Source organism: Janthinobacterium sp. J1-1, from assembly GCF_030944405.1.
Classification (GTDB): Bacteria; Pseudomonadota; Gammaproteobacteria; order Burkholderiales; family Burkholderiaceae_D; genus Janthinobacterium.
The window spans coordinates 421,494-440,801 of the sequence record NZ_CP132339.1 but is presented as its reverse complement, the minus strand read 5'-3'; the positions used below and the strand labels follow the sequence as shown (position 1 = coordinate 440,801).

17 protein-coding genes are annotated in these 19,308 nt (G+C 64.4%); 8 read left to right on the top strand and 9 right to left on the bottom strand.

Features of this window, described 5'->3' with window-relative positions:
• Positions 1-147: 147 nt before the first annotated feature.
• Positions 148-510 carry a hypothetical protein gene (locus tag Q8L25_RS01950; RefSeq protein WP_308923314.1) on the bottom strand — a complete coding sequence of 121 codons (363 nt, stop codon included), beginning with the start codon at positions 508-510 and terminating at the stop codon, positions 148-150.
• A 257-nt stretch (positions 511-767) separates the two neighbouring features.
• On the opposite strand from Q8L25_RS01950, the gene Q8L25_RS01945 reads away from it, so the two are divergent.
• Complete coding sequence (locus tag Q8L25_RS01945; RefSeq protein ID WP_308923313.1) at positions 768-2,231, top strand: sensor domain-containing diguanylate cyclase; 1,464 nt, start codon at positions 768-770, stop codon at positions 2,229-2,231.
• Here Q8L25_RS01945 and Q8L25_RS01940 read toward each other — a convergent pair whose 3' ends face one another.
• From Q8L25_RS01940 to Q8L25_RS01905, 8 genes are all read right to left on the bottom strand, one after another.
• A complete protein-coding gene (locus Q8L25_RS01940; protein WP_308923312.1) occupies positions 2,232-3,059 on the bottom strand; it encodes a DUF2520 domain-containing protein in 828 nt (275 codons plus the stop codon).
• A 5-nt stretch (positions 3,060-3,064) separates the two neighbouring features.
• Positions 3,065-3,652, bottom strand: coding sequence for a DUF924 family protein (locus tag Q8L25_RS01935; RefSeq protein WP_308923311.1), 588 nt, complete (start codon positions 3,650-3,652; stop codon positions 3,065-3,067).
• Positions 3,653-3,666: 14 nt separating this feature from the next.
• Complete coding sequence (locus Q8L25_RS01930) at positions 3,667-4,407, bottom strand: MgtC/SapB family protein (protein ID WP_065307809.1); 741 nt, start codon at positions 4,405-4,407, stop codon at positions 3,667-3,669.
• 3 nt (positions 4,408-4,410) lie between these two features.
• The gene (locus Q8L25_RS01925) at positions 4,411-4,659 is read right to left on the bottom strand and encodes a hypothetical protein (protein WP_308923310.1); all 249 of its coding nucleotides are present in this window, start codon (positions 4,657-4,659) and stop codon (positions 4,411-4,413) included.
• Complete coding sequence (locus Q8L25_RS01920; RefSeq protein ID WP_308923309.1) at positions 4,659-6,470, bottom strand: aminopeptidase P family protein; 1,812 nt, start codon at positions 6,468-6,470, stop codon at positions 4,659-4,661. Before Q8L25_RS01920 ends, Q8L25_RS01925 begins: the two co-directional genes overlap by 1 nt.
• Before the next feature lie 63 nt (positions 6,471-6,533).
• Positions 6,534-7,784 (bottom strand): glycosyltransferase, encoded by a 1,251-nt coding sequence (locus Q8L25_RS01915; RefSeq protein ID WP_308923308.1) that lies wholly within the window; start codon positions 7,782-7,784, stop codon positions 6,534-6,536.
• On the bottom strand, positions 7,781-9,853 hold the full coding sequence (locus Q8L25_RS01910) for a DUF4132 domain-containing protein (protein WP_308923307.1): 2,073 nt from the start codon (positions 9,851-9,853) through the stop codon (positions 7,781-7,783). Before Q8L25_RS01910 ends, Q8L25_RS01915 begins: the two co-directional genes overlap by 4 nt.
• A complete protein-coding gene (locus Q8L25_RS01905) occupies positions 9,843-10,541 on the bottom strand; it encodes a Crp/Fnr family transcriptional regulator (RefSeq protein WP_308923306.1) in 699 nt (232 codons plus the stop codon). Before Q8L25_RS01905 ends, Q8L25_RS01910 begins: the two co-directional genes overlap by 11 nt.
• Positions 10,542-10,714: 173 nt before the next feature.
• On the opposite strand from Q8L25_RS01905, the gene Q8L25_RS01900 reads away from it, so the two are divergent.
• From Q8L25_RS01900 to Q8L25_RS01870, 7 genes are all read left to right on the top strand, one after another.
• Positions 10,715-12,646, top strand: coding sequence for an AMP-binding protein (locus Q8L25_RS01900; RefSeq protein WP_308925632.1), 1,932 nt, complete (start codon positions 10,715-10,717; stop codon positions 12,644-12,646).
• Entirely contained in the window at positions 12,643-13,521 is an 879-nt protein-coding gene (locus Q8L25_RS01895; RefSeq protein ID WP_374694225.1) for an ABC transporter ATP-binding protein, read from the top strand. The genes Q8L25_RS01900 and Q8L25_RS01895 overlap by 4 nt, the downstream gene beginning before the upstream one ends.
• A 41-nt stretch (positions 13,522-13,562) precedes the next feature.
• Positions 13,563-14,459 (top strand): branched-chain amino acid ABC transporter permease, encoded by an 897-nt coding sequence (locus Q8L25_RS01890; RefSeq protein WP_308925631.1) that lies wholly within the window; start codon positions 13,563-13,565, stop codon positions 14,457-14,459.
• Positions 14,460-14,553: 94 nt separating this feature from the next.
• Positions 14,554-15,612, top strand: coding sequence for a branched-chain amino acid ABC transporter permease (locus Q8L25_RS01885; RefSeq protein ID WP_308923304.1), 1,059 nt, complete (start codon positions 14,554-14,556; stop codon positions 15,610-15,612).
• A 55-nt stretch (positions 15,613-15,667) separates the two neighbouring features.
• Complete coding sequence (locus Q8L25_RS01880) at positions 15,668-16,987, top strand: ABC transporter substrate-binding protein (RefSeq protein WP_308923303.1); 1,320 nt, start codon at positions 15,668-15,670, stop codon at positions 16,985-16,987.
• A gap of 126 nt (positions 16,988-17,113) precedes the next feature.
• A complete protein-coding gene (locus Q8L25_RS01875) occupies positions 17,114-17,959 on the top strand; it encodes an ABC transporter ATP-binding protein (RefSeq protein WP_308923302.1) in 846 nt (281 codons plus the stop codon).
• Between the two features lie 87 nt (positions 17,960-18,046).
• On the top strand, positions 18,047-19,303 hold the full coding sequence (locus Q8L25_RS01870) for an AMP-binding protein (protein WP_308923301.1): 1,257 nt from the start codon (positions 18,047-18,049) through the stop codon (positions 19,301-19,303).
• Positions 19,304-19,308 lie beyond the last annotated feature (5 nt).

Below are 19,308 nucleotides of genomic sequence, written 5' to 3'. Positions count from 1 at the left end.
ATAGCACTGTGAAAAACACACGTCCGTCTCCATTCCGTAAGAAATGTGACGAGATGTAAGCCAGGCAGTCCAACTGGAAATAAGGCAGAAATGAGCCAAGTTAAGCTAACTTAAGCGAAACTTAAGAGAACTAAGAAAAATAGATCTTCAGGAATACGCTTCCGCCATCGTCATCACGCGCGGCGTAATGGCGATGCCATGCTGCGCGAACAGGGCTGTGATGTCGGCCAGGTTTTGCACGCATTCTTCGCTTTTCCAGCCCTTGAAGATGTCGGTGCCGTCTTTCTGGAAATGCAGGTCCAGCACCTGGCAGCCATCCTTGTGCAGATACGACGAACTGTAAACATTGCCAAAGCCCAGCGCCGCCAGCTGATCGAGCAAGGCTTGCGGCGCATGGTCGGGATTGGTGGCAAGGAATACGCCGAAGGTCTTGCCGGGTGGCTTGGCGGCGATATCGACCTCATAAATGCCGGGCGCCTTGCTGCTGGACGTCGTCTTTAAAAATAACATGGAACACTCCCTGCGCGTGCTGTCTCGCGCCTGAAGCAGGCGCCATGACTGGGGCGGTGCGCTTGATTCCCAGCTTCAAATGTTATTTCCAATCGGCACCTTTGTCGACAACGCGGCGCTTTTATTTGGTAAGTTGTGGTTATCTGGCCGCTGATTGCCTGTTCTTCCTTTCAAGATTGCCCGTTAGCATTGCATCAATACAAACGCTGCTGCATACTTTTGCCTTGCGCGCGCCAGCCCGACCTTTCAGAACCTCCATGCGTCTCTTGTCGAACAAATACCGTTTGCTGCTCCTGCTGACCTTGATCCTGGCGGCCGGCTTCGTCGCCACCAGCATGGCCAGTTACCTGGCGTCGCGCAAGGCCATCGAACACGGCATCGCCGACCAGACCTTGCCGCTGACGGGCGACAATATCTATTCCGAGATCCAGAAAGACATGTTGCGCCCTGTCTTTATCTCCTCGCTGATGGCGCACGACACCTTCGTGCGCGACTGGATACTGGCCGGCGAAAACGACAGCCGGCAAATCGTGCGCTACCTGGCCGAAGTAAAAAAGAAATACGGCGCCATCACCAGCTTCCTGATTTCCGACAAGAGCAGCAAATATTATTACGCCGAAGGCACGCTCAAATCCGTCAGCCCGAAAGCCGAGCGCGACGTCTGGTACTACCGCGTGCGCGACATGAAGAACGCGGACTATGAAACCAATGTCGATATCGACATGGCCAACCGCGACAGCATGACGATCTTCATCAACCACCGCGTCCATGACTACGACGGGCGCTTTATCGGCGCCACCGGCATCGGCCTGACCCTGGCCACCATGAGCCATATCATCGACCGCTACCAGGCGCGCTTTCACCGCAATATCTATTTTGTCGACGGCAAGGGCGCCATCGTGCTTGCTGGAAAAAGCATGCGCGACAGCCACCGTGGCCAGGGCAATATCCGCAGCCTGCCCGGCGTGCGCGAGATCGCCGGCCAGATTCTCAACCGGCAGACCGAACCGACCCATTTGTCCTACCAGTTCGAGCACGCGCAAATCCTCGTCAACTCGCGCCATATCCCGGAACTGGGCTGGTACCTGGTGGTCGAGCAAAATGTCAGCGATGAGGTCAAGTCGCTGCAAAGCGTGTTCATCCTGAACCTGGCCATCAGCTTTGGCGTGACCCTGCTGGTGCTGCTGCTGACCTTGCTGACGGTGAACCGCTACCAGCAGCGCATCGAGCGCATCGCCTCCACCGACGCGCTGACAGGCTTGCTGAACCGCAAGTCGCTGGAACTGCTGTTCCAGCGCGCCATGCTGCTGTCCAAGCGCACGGCCCAGCCCATGTCGGCCATCCTGTTCGATATCGATTTCTTCAAGCGCGTGAACGACACGCATGGCCACCTGTGGGGCGACAAGGTGATCCTGGGCGTGGCCGACGTGGCGCGCGCCACCGTGCGCGAGAGCGACGTCATCACGCGCTGGGGCGGCGAGGAATACCTGGTGCTGCTGAACAATTGCAGCCTGGCGCAGGCGATGCAAGTGGCCGAAGCCTTGCGCGCGGCCGTCGCCGGCCACGATTTCGGCCTGCCCCAGCCGCAAGTGCCGGTGACCATCAGCCTGGGCGTGACCGAATACCGGCATGACGACAGCGAATCGGCCTTCTTTTCACGCGCCGACAGCGCTCTGTACCAGGCCAAGGAGGCCGGCCGCAACCGCGTGGCAGCGGCTTGATTACTGCCCGCGCTTGCGCCGGGCCAGGTCCACGGTAGGCGCCACCAGCGCCGCATACAAGTCGCCGGTGGCCGCATCCCACTGCGCCACCGCCTGCTGCTGGCGCGCCACGGTGGCCATGTCGCCGCGTGCGATCGGACCGGTCAGCGCCGGCGCCGCGCCCAGGCGCAGCACATTGGCCACCGTTTCCGTCACCAGCGGGCCGGCCAGCTCGCGCGCCACCGCTTCCGGAATGCCGGCCGCCTGGTAGGCGCGCAGCGAGGCGTCGAGCACCGTCACCAGGTAATTGCTGGCGAACACGGCGGCTGAGTGATACAGGGTCTTGGCGGCGGCGGCTATCGGCACCGGGCGCGCGCCGATGGCGGTCAAGGCCGGCGTCAAAAAGGCCAGCGCCAGCGGATCACCCTCGATGCCGCAATAGGTGCCGTCAAAACTGCCCGCCACCTGGCCTGGGTCGGCAAAGCTGCGGATCGGATGCACGCTGGCGACCGAGGCGCCGGCCTGCGTGGCCGCCAGCAGCAGGCTGGACGCCAGCGCGCCGCTGCAGTGAAACACGATCGCGCCGCCTTGCCCGCCCTCGGCCACCAGCGCCGCGCAGGCCGGCACGATCTGGTCGTCCGAGACGGCCAGCATGGTGACGTCGGCGCGCCGCAAGGCGGCATAAGTGTCGACCGGTGTCCCCGCGCCGATAAAATCGACGGCATCGCGCGCCGACTCCATCGAGCGCGTCAGCACGTCCTGCACCGCGATGCCTTCCACGCCGGCCAACAGGCGGCCCAGCACCCGGCCCACATGGCCGGCGCCGATGATATTGAAGATCACGTTCATGCTGGTTAAAAGCGGGAACCCGGCTGCTGCAGGAACGCGCGTTCTTCCGGCGTGGAGTCGCGGCCAAGGATGGCGTTACGGTGCGGGAAGCGGCCGAAGCGGGCAATCACTTCCTGATGGCGCTGGGCATAATCGAGCATGCTCTCGTAGCCTTCGCGCGCCTGCGCCAGCAGCTGGAACAGCTCCACCGCGCGCGCCTGCATCACCAGGTCTTCCGCATGCTCGAAAGGCATGTAGACAAACGCGCGCAAGGTCGGCTCCAGCTGCTGGTCCTGGCCGCTTTGCGTGAGCGCCACGGCCAGTTCCAGGGCCTGCGGATCGCCGGCAAACGCGCGCGGCGTGTCGCGGTACACATTGCGCGTAAATTGGTCGAGCACCAGGATCAGGGCCAGCGCGCCGCGCGGCGTGGCGGCCCAGTCGCGCAGGCCGCCATCGATGGCGGTGTCGATCAGCGCGCCGAAGCGCTCGCGGATCTGCGCGTCGAAGGCGTCGTCCTTGCGGAACCATTCGGCGCGCGACTGGCCGTGGCCGGGATTGTCGGGGGCGAGAAACCAGAAATCGAGTACGGCTTGGGCCTGTGCATCCATGATCATTTGTCTACCTTGTCTTAGTTGCGGGCATGCGACAGCTGGAAGCCGGCGATGCCGTCGAAAGCGGCCAGCTCGGCCGACATGGCGGACAGGCTGGCGCCCGTGTTCTTGCCATGCGCGATGGCGACGAAACGCCATTCCTGCATGCCGTCGGTGCTGCCGATGGTCAGCGAGCCGCCCGCGATGTCGTAGCCGCGCTTGGCGGCCATGCGCCGCAGCGCATCTTCGCGTGGCACGAAGTCGCGCTTGAAGCGCATGGTAATGGCCACGGCATGGCGCGAGGGCAGCCAGTTCTCCAATTTTGACAGAAAAATCATCGCCATCGCGCACAGGAAGGCCAGGCCCATGGCCGACAGGTAAAAGCCGATGCCGACCATGATGCCGATCACCGACGAGGCCCAGATCGAGGCGGCCGTCGTCAGGCCGCTGATATTGAAGCCTTCGCGCATGATCACGCCGGCGCCCAAAAAGCCCACGCCGGTGACAATGCCCTGGATCACGCGCGTGGGGTCGCTGCCGACGATGCTGCCATGGCCGCCGTACCAGAACTCCGGATAGCCGCCCAGCACCGTCAGCGCGGCCGACGCCATGCATACCAGGCCGTAGGTGCGCATGCCCGCCGCGCGCCCGTGATACGAGCGCTCGTAACCCACCAGCAGGCCCAGCGCCAGCGCGCCGAGCAGGTTCAGCAGGATCACGCCATTGGTCGCCAGCTCGGCCGGCGACCAGTAGGCGCGCAGGAAGTCGATGGTCGGCATCGCCTACGGTTTCTTGCTCAGCTGCTTTTCAAACGCCACATCGAGCTTGCTGACCCGGCGCGCCTTTTGCGGCCCCAGCGCGTTGACAAAGGCGACAAAGGCGTCCAGTTCCAGCGGCGCGCACAAGGGCGGCAAGCCCGGTCCCTCGGTCAGGAAAAACAGCTCGTCGCCGGTGCGCGCCATGGTGTACAGGCGGTTGCCGGTGCGTTCCTTGAGCCGCTCGATGGCGGAGGTGGCGCGTGTCGATCGCATCAGATGGCTCCCGTGCGTTGTTCCAGCCACGCCAAGGCGTCGCCTGCCAGGTGCGGCGCCAGGCGCGCGCGCACGATGGCGTGATAGTCGTTCAGCCAGGCCGCCTCGTCGTCGCGCATCAGGCTGCGTTCGATGCAGCGCGTGTCGATCGGGCACAGGGTGAGCGTTTCAAATTTCAGGAATTCGCCGAACTGCGACGAGCCGGCCGGCACGTTCAATACCAGGTTTTCGATGCGGATGCCCCATTGGCCGGGGCGGTAGATGCCCGGTTCGACCGACGTGATCATGCCCGGCTCCATCGCCGTCTGCGGCTCCGGCAGGCTTGATTGCGAGATCGACTGCGGTCCTTCGTGGACATTCAGGAAAAAGCCCACGCCGTGGCCGGTGCCGTGGCCGAAATCGATGCCCTCTGCCCACAGCGGCGCGCGCGCGATGGCGTCCAGCATGGGCGATTTCACGCCGCGCGGGAACTGCGCGCGCGACAGCGCGATCATGCTGCGCAAGACCAGCGTGAAATCGCGCCTGTGTTCGGCGGTGATGGCGCCCACCGGCACCACGCGCGTGATATCGGTGGTGCCGCCCAGGTACTGGCCGCCCGAATCGATCAGCAGCAGGCCATTGCCTGCGATGGTCGCTTCGCTGCCTTCCTGCGCGTGGTAATGCATGATGGCGCCGTGGTCGTTGAAGCCGGCGATGGTGCCGAAACTGGGGCTGACAAAACCGCTGCGCCGGGCGCGTGCCGCCGTCAGGTGCTGGTCGACACCGATTTCCGTCAGCGGCGCGCGCTGCGGATCGGCCAGGGTGGTATCGAGCCAGCTGAAAAATTCGCACAGGGCCGCGCCATCCTGCTCCATCGCGGCGCGCACATGGGCCGCTTCGCTGTCGGTCTTGCGCGACTTGGCCAGGGTGGTGGGGTTGATCGCCTCGATCACGCGCACGGCGCCGGCCACCGCCTGGCGCGTGCCGTACGTGACGCGGCGCGGGTCGAGCAGCAGGCTGGCACCGGCCGGCAAGGCCGCCAGCGCGTTTGCGGCCTGCGCGTAGGGCGCCACGTCGACGCCCTGCTGTTCCAGCACTGCGCGCAGGGCCGCAGGCAGCTTGCCGTCGGCGACAAACAAGGTGGCGCGCTCCGGTCCCACCAGCGCATGGGCCAGGAACACGGGGTTGTAGCTGACGTCGGCGCCGCGCAGGTTGAACAGGTACGCGATATCGTCCAGCGTGGAGATCATATGGTGGCTGGTGCCGTGCACCGTCATGGCCGCGCGCAGCGCCGCCAGTTTTTCAGCACGCGGCAGGGCCGGATACGGCGCGCCATGCTCGAAGATGGCGGCGGTGGGCAGCACCGGGCGATCGGTCCATACGGTGTTCAGCAGGTCCAGATCGGTGCGCAGCGTGACGCCTGCCACCAGCGCCTGCTGCAGCAGGCGCGCATTGGCCAGGCCCAGCACGGCGCCGTCGACCGCCACCGTCTGGCCGGCTTGCATGGTGCTGCCCAACCAGTTGATAAACAGCACGCTGGCGCCGGACGGGATTTTTTTCAGCTCGATGCCGCTGCCGGCCAGTTCGTTTTCCGCCTGCTCCCAGTAGCGGCCATCGGTCCACACGCCGGCAAAGTCCTGCGTGACGACCAGGGTGCCGACCGAGCCCGTAAAGCCCGAAAGCCATTCGCGGCCCTGCCAATGCGCCGGCAGGTATTCGGACAGATGCGGATCGGCCGACGGCACGATCAAGGCATCGATCTGCTGGTCGCGCATGGCGGCGCGCAAGGACGTCAAACGGGAGGCGGGATTACTGTGAACGGATGTCTGCATGGCGGCGAAAAGGTGCGGTGCTGGGAAGCGATCATGATACTCCGATTGCCGGCGATGCTGTACTCACACCGCTTGCTGCGCGATCAGGTCGGCGATCTGTCCGGCCGCCGGTGTTTCGGCGGCCATGGCCGCCGCCACCCTGGCGCAGGCGGCAGCGACGGCGGGATCCTCCAGCAGGCCCGCCAGGGCGCGGGTCCAGGCGCGCGGCGGCGCATCGGGCAGCACCGTGGCGGCCACGCCCAGGCGCCGCAGCCGCGCGGCATTGTCGGGCTGGTCGAAGGCGAACGGCACGATCAATTGCGGCTTGCCGGCCGCCAGCACGGTGGCGCTGGTGCCGATGCCGCCATGGTGCACGAACGCCACCGCCAGCGGCGCCAGCAGATCGAATGGCGCATACGCCGCATGGTGCACGCTGGCGGGCAAGGCGGCCGGCAGTTGTTCGCGGTAGGGCGTGACCACCACCACCCGCAAGCCCAGGCTGGCCGCGGCGGCCAGCGCGCGGGAAATAAAAGGGCCGCCATGCGCCATGGCCGAACCGGGCGTAACGACGATGGGAGGGCTGCCCGCGTCGATAAAGCGCTGCAGGGCAGGCTCACACTGGCCCTCGCTGGCCGGCATGCGCGGAAAGCCGGTACAGACGGTATTGGGCGGCCAGTCCGGCTGTGGCGCGGCAAACCAGGCGGGAAAGGCGCAGATCACCTGCTGCGGCGAATGCAGCCAGCGGCTCATCACGCGCCGCACGGGCGCAAGATTCAGGGTGGCGCGCAGGCGGTTGATGTCGGGCCGCACGACAGGATCGAGCATCAGCCGTTCCACCAGCGCCAGCGCCAGCCGCACGGCCCAGCGTGGCCAAGAGCGTGGCCAGTGCAGGCCGCGCCGCACGGAGGTGTCATGCGCCGTCAGAAAGCACGATGGCGCCAGGTGCACCGTTACCAAAGGCACGCCCTGCGCTTCCTGCAGCAGCCGTCCCGTCAGCCCCAGGGTGCTGGCGACGATCAGGGTTGGCGCCTCTTTTACCAGCGCCAGCTGCTGCGCATAGGCGGTGGGCAAATGGCGCGCCATATGCTTCCAGATGGTGGCAAAGCCCTTCACCGGATGCCACAGGTCGGCATCGTTCACGCTGGCGTCCAGCTCCTGCTGGCTCAGGCCCGACACAAAACGCAGGCCTGCCGCTTCCACGCGCGCCTGGAAGTTCGCCGTGGCCACCAGGGTCACGTCGTGGCCGCGCGCGCGCAGCGCCTGGCCGATGACGATGAATGGATAGACATCGCCGGCGCTGCCGACGGCCAGGATCAAAATGCGGATCGTCTTCAACGCTTGAGCAGCTGGCCGGCAAGGCCCGCGATTTTTTCCAGCAGCGCCTCGTCGTGCGGCAGCCAGGGCATGGCGCCCAGCTTGCCGCCCTTGGCAGCGACGTCGATGACCATTTCGACGCCGTCCAGCGTGACCCTGGCGGTGGCCAGGTGGATCGCATGGCGGCCCACCATCAAATGACGCGTCGCGATCGCCATGCGGCCATCGGCGAGCTGTTTTGCAAACACCTGCTCCAGCACGGCGCGCCGCATGCCGACCATCGGCCCTGTTTCCAGCGTAGCCAGGTACGCCAGCCGCTGCCCGCGCTGCTCGTCTTGATCATCGTCCGCCAATGCAAACGCGCTGGCGCTGACCAGCAGGTCAATCGCGCGGCAGGCTTCCGAGTAGGCTACCGGCGCCATCTGATTCGCTTCAATTGCCTGCCAATGGCTGCCCACGCGCTGGTCCACCGCCAGCCCGTCCGAGGTGCAGGCACCCTCCGCGCCCGGATACACGCGACCTTCGAGGCGCAGCGATACGCGCCAGGCGCCGAACTGGCGCGACAGCCCTTCATCGGTATCGAGCCGCCAGCCCTCCCGGCGCGCCAGCCCCAGCAAGGGACGCACAGACAGGGCATGGTCGGCGAATGGCACGCTGCCATCTTGTGGCGGCAGATAGATTTCGCGGTAGGCTTGGCGCACGGGCTGGCGCAGGCGACGCTTCGATATTTGCGCCTGCCAGGCGGCGCGCTCGGCTTCGCTGCCATGCAGCGGATGCCATAGCGTGACCTCACTGTCATCGGGCAAGGCTACCTCGCCGCCCTGTGCATCGATGACACCCTCGCCATCCAGCATGAAGGCCTTGCCCTTGTCGGTGCGCCAGACCAGCGCGCGCGCCACGATCTCGCCATCGGCGTCCATCTGCAAGGCGCGCCAGGTGGCTGTTTTCCAGCGCACCTCGGACGCCAGCCCCGCTTCCAGCGCGCGCGCCAGCATCGCCTGGCGGCGCTTGCCCGGCTGCCCCGGCAGGCCCAGGCGCCAGGCGATATCGGCACGCTCGGCCAGCGCCCGTTCGGCCGGCTTCAGATTGCGCTCCAGCTTCTTGCGGATGCCCGCATGGCGCACCTGCGCCAGCGCCGTGCGCAGGGCCTGCAGGCTTTCCGGCGTCGGTACCGTTTCCACCGCGTGGCCCAAGGCCATCGCCAGCGATTGCGAAGGCGCGCTTTTGGCCGTGCCGGGCGCGATGCACACGAGCGGCAGCAAGGTGACGATGACAGGCCTGAACCAGTCCTCGTCGCGGTAGGCGGCCAGCCGCGCGGCGCGCGCCAGCACCGGCGAATCATGGGTGGCAAAGGCGGCATCTGCCGCATACGGCACGCGGCCGTCATGGATGGCGGCGATATGGCCGGCCGCCTGCTCCAGGATGGCGCGGGCAAATGCGATATAGGCCGCGTCGCCGGCCAGCACTTCGGCAGGATCGGGCTCGCCTATGCTGTCGCGGTTCCAGAAGCTGCTGTGGCGCGAACCGGCCAGCGCCAGCAGCGAATCGTGTTTCAGTTGCGCCAGCAGTTCCAGCTCCTGCAAGGTCAGCGGCATCGGATAGCGCGCGTGGCGCTCCTGCATCTGCTGCATGAACAGCGCAGGCGCATCCCCGCCGGCCAGGCGCGCCAGCAGATACGCCTGGTAATGCCGCTCGGCCCAGCCCGAGGTTTCCCCCAGAATGCGCCGCGCCTGCGCCGCCGTGCCAGCCGGTACCTCGCCCTGCAGGCAGGCCAGGCAAGCGACCACATATTCCCATTCCCCGTTGTACTCGCCGGCCGCGTCCAGCGCGTCAAGAAATGCCTCACCGGCCAGCAGCGGCGCCAGGCAGGCTTGCGTCACCTGCTCCAGCAGGGTGGAAGCGAGCGCGCGCCGTGCGATATCGTCATGGCCAAAGCGCGCCGCACGGTGCAGCGCGCCCCAGACCACGCCCAGCTCCTCGGGTGTCCAGTCTTTGACATCGACCGGCGGCCCCGTAAAACGCGCATGGTCGACCGGGGCGCCATCGAGGCGGGCGCGCAGGGCGTCGGCGCGCGCAAAATCAGGTGGCATCGTCGGCCTCGTAGCGGCGCAAGCCGTCCAGATCGAGCACGCGGATGCCGCCGTAATCGAGGCGCAATAAACCCTGTTTTTCCAGCACCTGCAAGGCCTGGTTGGCGCGCTGGCGCGAAGAACCCGACAGCAGCCCGATCTCTTCCTGCGACAGCTGCACCAGGGTGTCCACCCCCGGGTACAGATGCGAGTTGAACATCGACGCCAGGCAGCGCGCCACGCGCGTGTTCAGGTCCAGCAGGCGGTCGTTTTCCACCATGCCGATAAACTGGCCCAAACGCTCGTTCAGCTGCATCAGCAAAAAGCGCGTAAACGGCAGACTGGTGTCGAGCAGCCAGTGAAAAGTGGATGCCGGCAGGCGCGCCACGCGCGTGTCGCGCAGGGCCATCGTGTCGTATTTGCGGATCTCGTTTTTCAGCAGCGAGCCTTCGCCAAACCAGCTGCCGGGCGGCACGCCGATAAAGGTCATGGCCTTGCCGGAAGCGGAAAAATTATTCATCTTGACCATGCCGCTGATAACACCGATCCAGTACTCGGCCGGCTCGCCTTTGCGGCAGACAAAGCCGCCTTTCGGCACGAACGTTTCCACGGTATCGGCTTCCACGCGCGCCAGTTGATCGGCGTCAAGCAACTGCGCCCAGTTGGCTGCGCGCACGGCGTCCTTGAGACTGATATCGGCTGATTTCATTTGTGCGATGCACCATCGAAAAGTGGGCAAATGTCCCCGAAAAGACAACTCGTCATTCCTACGCAAGCTACTATCATTGCACAAACGCCTTACACATAAAAACACAGAGTGCCACACAACGAGGTGGCGCCTGAGACACGCAACAGGAGACACTGGTGCAAAACAACACAGCAATGCCGACTTTTCCCCGGCGCCTGGTGCAGCATGGCGCCGTCCGTCCCGACAAACCCGCCTTTCGCGAAAAATACCTGGGCATCTGGCAAACCTGGACCTGGCAGGACGTCAATGCCGAGGTCCGCGCCCTCGCCTGCGGCCTGGCCGCGATCGGCTTCCAGCGCGGCATGAACCTGGCCATTATCGGCGACAACCGCCCGCGCCTGTACTGGGCCATGCTGGCCGCGCAAAGCCTGGGCGGCGTGCCGGTGCCGTTGTACCAGGATGCACCGGCGGCCGACATGGCCTATGTGCTGCAGGACGCGCATATCCAGTATGCCATCGTCGAAGACCAGGAACAGGTCGACAAGCTGCTCGAACTGAAAAACCTGTATCCGCACGTGGCCCATATCGCCTATGACGATGAACGCGGCATGCGCCATTACCACCAGCCTGAACTCATTTCGTTTGCCGGCCTGCAGGCGCTGGGCCGCGAGTACGACCGCGCCCATCCGGGCTTTTTCGAAGCGGCGGTGGAAGCGGGCCGCGGCACCGATTCGGCCGTGATTTTGTACACCTCGGGCACCACCGGCAAACCGAAGGGCGTGTGCCAGAGCCACGCCGCGCTGCTATCGGCTGGCGAAGGCTGCGTCGCCTTCGACCAGCTGACCGACGACGAAGATATCCTGTCCTACCTGCCGATGGCCTGGGTCGGCGACTGCCTGTTTTCGCTGGCGCAGGCGATGGTGGCCGGGTTTACCGTCAACTGCCCCGAGTCCGGCGATACGGTGATGATCGACATGCGCGAAATCGGCCCCACCTGCTATTTTGCGCCGCCCCGCGTGTTTGAAAACATGCTCACCAGCGTGATGATACGGATGGAGGACGCCAGCAGCATCAAGCGCCGCGTGTTCAGCCACTTCATGGACGTCGCCAGGCGCTGCGGCGCGCAGATTTTGGACGGCAAGCCGGTCGCGCTGATGGACCGCCTCAGCTACCAATTGGGCAATGTGCTGGTCTATGGCCCATTGAAAAACGTGCTGGGACTGTCGCGCGTGCGCGTGGCGTACACCGCCGGCGCCGCCATCGGCCCAGACCTGTTCCGCTTCTACCGCTCGATCGGCGTCAACCTCAAGCAGCTGTACGGCTCGACCGAAACCTGTGCCTACGTATGCCTGCAACCGGACGGCAATATCAAGTTCGACAGCGTCGGCCTGCCGGCGCCCGGCGTGGAGGTGAAACTGGCGGCCAATGGCGAAGTGCTGGTCAGGTCGCCGGCCACCATGAGCGGCTATTACCACCGCCCCGAGGCCACCGCCGAAGTGATCGACGCCGATGGCTACTTTCATACGGGCGACGCCGGCGTGTTCGACAGCGAAGGCCATCTGAAAATCATCGACCGCGCGGCCGATGTCGGCAAGATGAACTGCGGCGCCATCTTCGCGCCCAACTATATCGAAAACAAGCTCAAGTTCTTCCCCTTCATCAAGGAAGTGGTGGCCTTCGGCCATGGCCGCGACCAGGTCTGCGCCTTTATCAATATCGATATTGAAGCGGTCGGCAACTGGTCCGAACGGCGCGGCATAGCGTATGCCGGCTATACCGACCTGGCCGCGCGCGAGGAAACCTATGGCCTGATCCGCGACTGCATCGAGCAGGTCAATGCGGAACTGGCGGCCGACCCGCTGATGGACCGCACCCAGGTGCACCGCTTCCTGGTGCTGCACAAGGAGCTGGACCCCGATGACGACGAGCTGACCCGCACGCGCAAGGTGCGCCGCAAATTCATCGCCGAGAAATACGCGGTGCTGATATCCGCCCTGTACGAGGGCAAGACCTCGCAGTTCATCGAGACCCAGGTCAAATTCGAGGACGGCCGCACTGGTTCCACCAGCGCCGACCTGCAGATCTGGAGCAGCAAAACCTGGCCGGCCCTGGGCTTGGCAGCATGATGGAGCACGGCACGATGCTAATGAATGAACCCGACGTCCACTTCGGCACCGAGCGCAAGACCGGCCCCGTGATCCTGGACCTGAAAAATATCTCCCTGTCGTTCGGCGGCGTGAAGGCGCTGACCGATATCTCGTTCGACGTGAAACAGCACGAGATCCGCGCCATCATCGGCCCGAACGGCGCCGGCAAGAGCTCGATGCTCAATGTGATCAACGGCGTGTACCGTCCGCAGCAGGGCGAGATCATCTACCGCGGCGAACACCGGCGCGGCATGGACTGCTACGAGGCCGCCAAGTCCGGCATCGCGCGCACCTTCCAGAATATCGCGCTGTTCAAGGGCATGACGGTGCTGGACAACATCATGACCGGCCGTAACCTGAAGATGAAATCGAACTTCCTGCTGCAGGCCCTGTACTGGGGACCGGCACGGCGCGAAGAGATCGAGCACCGCAAGAAGGCCGAGGAAATCATCGACTTCCTGGAAATCCAGGCCATCCGCAAGACGCCGGTCGGGCGCCTGCCCTATGGCCTGCAAAAGCGCGTCGAACTGGGCCGCGCGCTGGTGGCCGAACCGGAAATTTTGCTGCTGGACGAACCGATGGCCGGCATGAATGTGGAGGAAAAACAGGACATGTGCCGCTTTATCCTCGACGTCAACGACCAGCTGGGCACCACCATCGTGCTGATCGAGCACGACATGGGCGTGGTGATGGATATCTCGGACCGCGTGGTGGTGCTCGACTACGGCCGCAAGATCGGCGACGGCACGCCGGATGAGGTGCGCAGCAACCAGGATGTGATTAATGCTTACCTCGGTGGTGTAGCCGGGAATTCAGGCAGCACGCTGCCTGCCGGCGAAACGACCTGTCCGTAATCGGACAGGGCTACGCACAACCCATTGGACAACTCATGAATATCAATTTTTTCTTTGAAGTGCTGATCGGCGGCCTGCTGTCGGGCGTGATGTATGCGCTGGTGGCGATCGGTTTCGTGCTGATCTACAAGGCCTCGGGCGTGTTCAATTTTGCGCAGGGCGCCATGGTGTTCTTTGCCGCCCTCACCTGCGTCGGCATCATGGACAAGTTCGGCCTGTCGCTGTGGCTGGCCATCCCGCTGACGATGGTCACCATGATCGTGTTGGGCATGGCGATCGAGCGGGTGGTGCTGCGCCCGCTGGTCAACCAGCCCGAGATTACCCTCTTCATGGCCACCATCGGCCTGGCGTTTTTCATCGAGGGCCTGGCGCAGCTGATGTGGGGCTCGCAGGTGCATAAACTGGACCTGCCGATCGAAGACGTGCCGATGCAGTTCCTGATGGATCACTTCAACATCATCATCTCGCAGTTCGACGTGGTGGCGGCCGGCATCTGCGCGCTGCTGGTGATCTGCCTGGCCCTGCTGTTCTCGAAGACCAAGGTGGGCCGCGCCCTGCGCGCGGTGGCCGACGACCACCAGGCCGCGCTGGCGGTGGGCATTCCGCTGCAGCGCATCTGGGCCGTGGTATGGGGCGTGGCTGGCCTGGTGGCGATGGTGGCGGGCCTGCTGTGGGGCGCGCGCAACGGGGTGCAGTTCGCGCTGACCTTTATCGCCCTGAAAGCCCTGCCGGTGCTGATCCTCGGCGGCTTTACCTCGGTGCCGGGCGCGATTGTCGGCGGCCTGATTATCGGCGCGTCCGAAAAGCTGGCGGAAGTGTACATCGGCCCGATGGTGGGCGGCGGCATCGAAGGCTGGTTCCCGTATGTGCTGGCGCTGCTGTTCCTGCTGGTGCGCCCGGAAGGCCTGTTCGGCGAAAAAATCATCCGCCGAATATAACGCACGCAAAAACACGTAGGTCGGATTATGCGGGGCCGCCGAGGCCGAAGGCGTAATCCGACAAACACCCCCACTGCCGCAAAGGACACACCCCATGATCTACCGTGAAGCCGGACAATTCAAGACCAGCTACCAGGACGATAACCAGATCTTCCCGATCCGCCAGGACCGCCTGGCATTGACGGCGACCCTGATCGCCGCCGTCTTCCTGCTGCCGTATTTCGCCTCGCCCTACATCCTGTCGGCGATCATGATTCCGTTCCTGATCTTCGCCCTGGCCGCGCTGGGCCTGAACATTTTGACGGGCTACGCCGGCCAGTTGTCGCTGGGCACGGCCGCCTTCATGGCCGTCGGCGCGTTTGCCTCGTATAACTTCATGGCGCGCCTGCCCGGCCTGCCGCTGCTGGTGTCGTTCATCCTGGGCGGCCTGTGCGCGGCCATGGTCGGCATCGCCTTCGGCCTGCCGTCCCTGCGCATCCGCGGCTTCTACCTGGCCGCCTCCACCCTGGCGACACAGTTCTTTGTCGTCTGGTGCCTGACCAAGATCCCGTACCTGACCAACTACAGCTCCTCGGGCGTGGTGACGGTGCAGGGCATGCAGATCCTCGGCTACCAGTTCGACACGCCGCAAAGCAAATACCTGCTGGTGCTGGCCATCGTGGCGGGCATGGCGCTGCTGGCCAAGAACATGATCCGCTCGAACGTGGGCCGCTCGTGGATGGCGGTGCGCGACATGGACATGGCGGCCGAAGTGATCGGTTTCCGGTTGATGCGCACCAAGCTGCTGGCGTTCGCCGTCAGCTCGTTCTACTGCGGCGTGGCCGGCGCCCTGTATGCCTATGCCTACCTGGGCACGGTGGAGCCGGAAGCGTACAACCTGGACCTGTCGTTCCGCATCCTGTTTATGATCATTATCGGCGGCGTGGGCTCGATCCTCGGTTCCTTCCTCGGCGCCGCCTTTATCGTGCTGCTGCCGGTGTTCCTGAACATCGTCGCGCACGGCCTGGCGCTGCCCACCAGCGTGGCCTCGAACCTGGAACTGATGGTGTTCGGCGCGCTGATCATCTTCTTCCTGATCGTCGAGCCGCACGGCCTGGCCAGGCTGTGGCAGATCGCGAAAGAAAAGCTTCGCTTATGGCCGTTCCCGCACTAACTTTTTGCAGTCGATGTCGCTTGAATTGAAAACCAATAAAACAAGAGGAGACACAATGAAACACATCAAATCGCTCATGCTGGCCACCGCCTTTGCCACCGCCGCATTGACCATTGCCGGCACCGCGCAAGCGCAAGTGCAGGAGCAGTACATCGCCCTGCCGTCCTACCGCGTGGGGCCGTATGCGGCCGGCGGCTCGGGCTTTTACGGCGGCATCATCGATTACTTCAACCTGGTCAACCAGGCCGGCGGCGTCAACGGCGTCAAGATCAGCTGGGAAGAATGCGAAACCGAATACAACCCCTCGCGCGGCGTGGAATGCTATGAGCGCCTGAAAACCAAGCAGGGCGGCGCCACCCTGGTCGAAACCCTGTCGACCGGCGTCGCCTACGGCATCCTCGACCGCGTGGCGCAGGACAAGATCCCGATGACCATGATCGGCTACGGGCGCTCGGATGCGGCCAACGGCAAGGTCTTCCCGTATGTGTATCCGCTCATCTCCAGCTACTGGAGCCAGGCCGCCGCCATGATCAAATACCTGGGCGACAAGGAAGGCGGCATGGACAAGCTGAAAGGCAAGAAAATCGTCCACCTGTACCACGACTCGGCTTTCGGCAAGGAGCCGATGCCGGTGCTCGACGCGCTGTCGAAACAGTACGGCTTCGAACTGATCAAGATTCCGGTCGCGCCGCCAGGCAGCGAACAGCAGTCGCAATGGCTGCAGATCCGCCAGGCCAAGCCCGATCACGTGATCTTGTGGGGCTGGGGCGTGATGAATTCGGTGGCCATCAAGACGGCGCAGCGCAACGGCTTCCCGCGCGAGAAAATGCTCGGCGTGTGGTGGGCCGGTTCCGAGGAAGACACGATCCCGTCGGGTGACGCGGCCAAGGGCTATAGCGCCATGAGCTTCAACACGCCTGGCAACTACCCCGTGCTCGACGATATCCGTAAAAAACTCTACGCGTCCGGCAAGGGCAACCTGGCCGACCAGTCGCGCATCGGTTCCGTGTATCACATGCGCGGCGTGACGGCCGCCATCCTGTGGGTCGAAGCGATCCGCACGGCGCAGGACAAGTTCGGCAAGGGCAAGCCGGTCACCGGCGAGCAGCTGCGCTGGGGCCTGGAAAACCTGAACGTCGACGACGCGCGCCAGAAAGCCGTCGGCGCGCTGGGCATGTTCCCCACCGTGAAGACCAGCTGCGACGACCATGAAGGGTCGGGCGCCGTCAAGGTACAGCAGTGGGACGGCAAGAAATGGACCGCCATCACGCCGAAGTGGATCGTCGGCGACAAGGCCCTGGTGCGCAAACTGGTCGAGGAATCGTCCGGCAAATACGCGGACGAGAAGAAGATCACGCCGGCTTGCATGAAGTAAGCAGGTGTCGCGGTGGTGTCGGATTACGCGCTGCGCGCTAATCCGACCTACCTGGATACATCGTAGGTCGGATTAGGCCGCAGGCCGTAATCCGACATGCCAACACCCTATGAAAACGAAGCAGCCATGACACCCACTGCCACGCAAGCCCCGGTCAAGGCGGACATTCCGCCGCCCTACCTGTCGGTCAACAATATCGAAGTCATCTACGACCATGTGATCCTGGTCCTGAAGGGCGTGTCGCTGCAGGTCCCGCAGGGCAAGATCGTCGCCCTGCTGGGCGCGAATGGCGCCGGCAAGTCGACTACCCTGAAAACCATCTCGACCTTGTTGCGCGGCGAACGCGGCGACGTCACCAAGGGCGAAGTGCAGTTCAAGGGCGAGCGGGTCGACCAGCTGACGCCGAATGAACTGGTGAAACGGGGCCTGTCGCAGGTGATGGAAGGACGCCACTGTTTCGGCCATTTGACCATCGAGGAAAACCTGCTGACGGGCGCCTACACGCGCAGCATTTCGCGCGCGGAGCTCAAGGATGCGCTGGACAAGGTGTACCACTATTTTCCACGCCTGAAAACGCGGCGCGGCAGCCAGGCCGGCTACACCTCGGGCGGCGAGCAGCAGATGTGCGCGATCGGCCGCGCGCTGATGGCCAAGCCGTCGATGATTTTACTGGATGAGCCGTCGATGGGCATCGCGCCGCAGATCGTCGAAGAGATCTTCGGCATCGTCAAGGACCTGAACCACAAGGAAAACGTGTCGTTTTTGCTGGCCGAGCAGAACACCAACGTGGCGCTGCGCTATGCGGACTTCGGCTACATCCTGGAAAACGGCCGCGTGGTGATGGAAGGCCATGCCCAGGACCTGGCCAGCAATGAAGACGTCAAGGAATTCTACCTGGGCGTGTCCAGCGCCGGGCGCAAGAGCTTTCGCGACATGAAGTTCTACCGCCGCAGGAAACGCTGGCTGGCCTGAACAAAAAACCCTCACCTGCAACGCGCCCGGCCATCACGGATCGCCGGCGTGCGGACCGACACGCACTGACATTGGAGAAGTACCGACATGACCGATACGCTCGACAGCCTGGAAACGCGCACCTTCGAGGCGCGCGAAAGCGAATTGATGGCCGGCCTGCCGCAGCTGATCGCGCGCGCGCAAGCGGCCCCCGGCTGGGCGCGCATCCTGGCCGGCGTCAACGCCAGCGACATCAGCAGCCGCGAGGCGCTGGCGCGGCTGCCCGTCACGCGCAAGTCCGACCTCAAGCAATTGCAGCAGCAAGAACTGCCGTTCGGCGGACTCAATACGACGCCGAAAAACGCCCTGGCGCGCGTGTTCGTCTCGCCCGGCCCCATCTTCGATCCCGAAGGGCGCGGCGCCGACTGGTGGCGCTTTGCGCGGCCCATGTATGCGGCCGGCGTGCGCGCCGGCGGCCTGCTGCAGAACTGCTTTTCGTATCATTTCACGCCGGCCGCCTTCATGGTCGAAGGCGGGGCCGCGCGCATCGGCTGCACCGTGATCCCGGCCGGCATCGGCCAGACGGAAATGCAGGTGCAGGCGATGGTGGACCTCAAACCCGACACCTATATCGGCACGCCGTCATTTTTGAAACTGATCATCGAAAAGGCGCGCGAAATGGGCGCCGATATCAGCAGCGTCAGACAGGCCGTGATGGGCGCCGAAGCGCTGCCCGAATCCCTGCGCAACTGGTTCGCCGCCAACGGCGTGCCGCATGTGTTCCAGACCTATGCCTCGGCCGATATCGGCAGCATCGCCTATGAAACGGCCAGCAACGGCAAGCTCAATCCCGGCATGGTGGTCGATGAAAACGTGCTGCTGGAAATCGTCCATCCGGGCAGCGGCACGCCAGTGGTGCCTGGCGAAGTGGGCGAAGTGGTGGTCACCGTGTTCAATGCCGACTATCCGCTGATCCGCTTTGCCACCGGCGACCTGTCGGCCGTGCTGGTCGACGCGCCCGCCTCGCCGTGCGGGCGCACCAATACCCGCATCAGGGGCTGGATGGGCCGCGCCGACCAGACCACCAAAGTGCGCGCCATGTTCGTCCATCCGTCGCAGGTGCATGAAATAGCGCGCCGCCATCCGCAGATCATCAAGGCGCGGCTGGTGGTGTCGGGCCGCATGGCCAACGACGAGATGACCCTGCATTGCGAAGTGGATCAGCTGGACGATGGCGCGGGGGTGGAGGCGATCATCGCCTCGATCCGCGAACTGACCAAGCTGCGCGGCGAGGTGCGGCTGGTGGCCCGGGGCAGTTTGCCGCTGGACGGGAAAATCATCGACGACGTGCGCGACTACACATAGCGCCA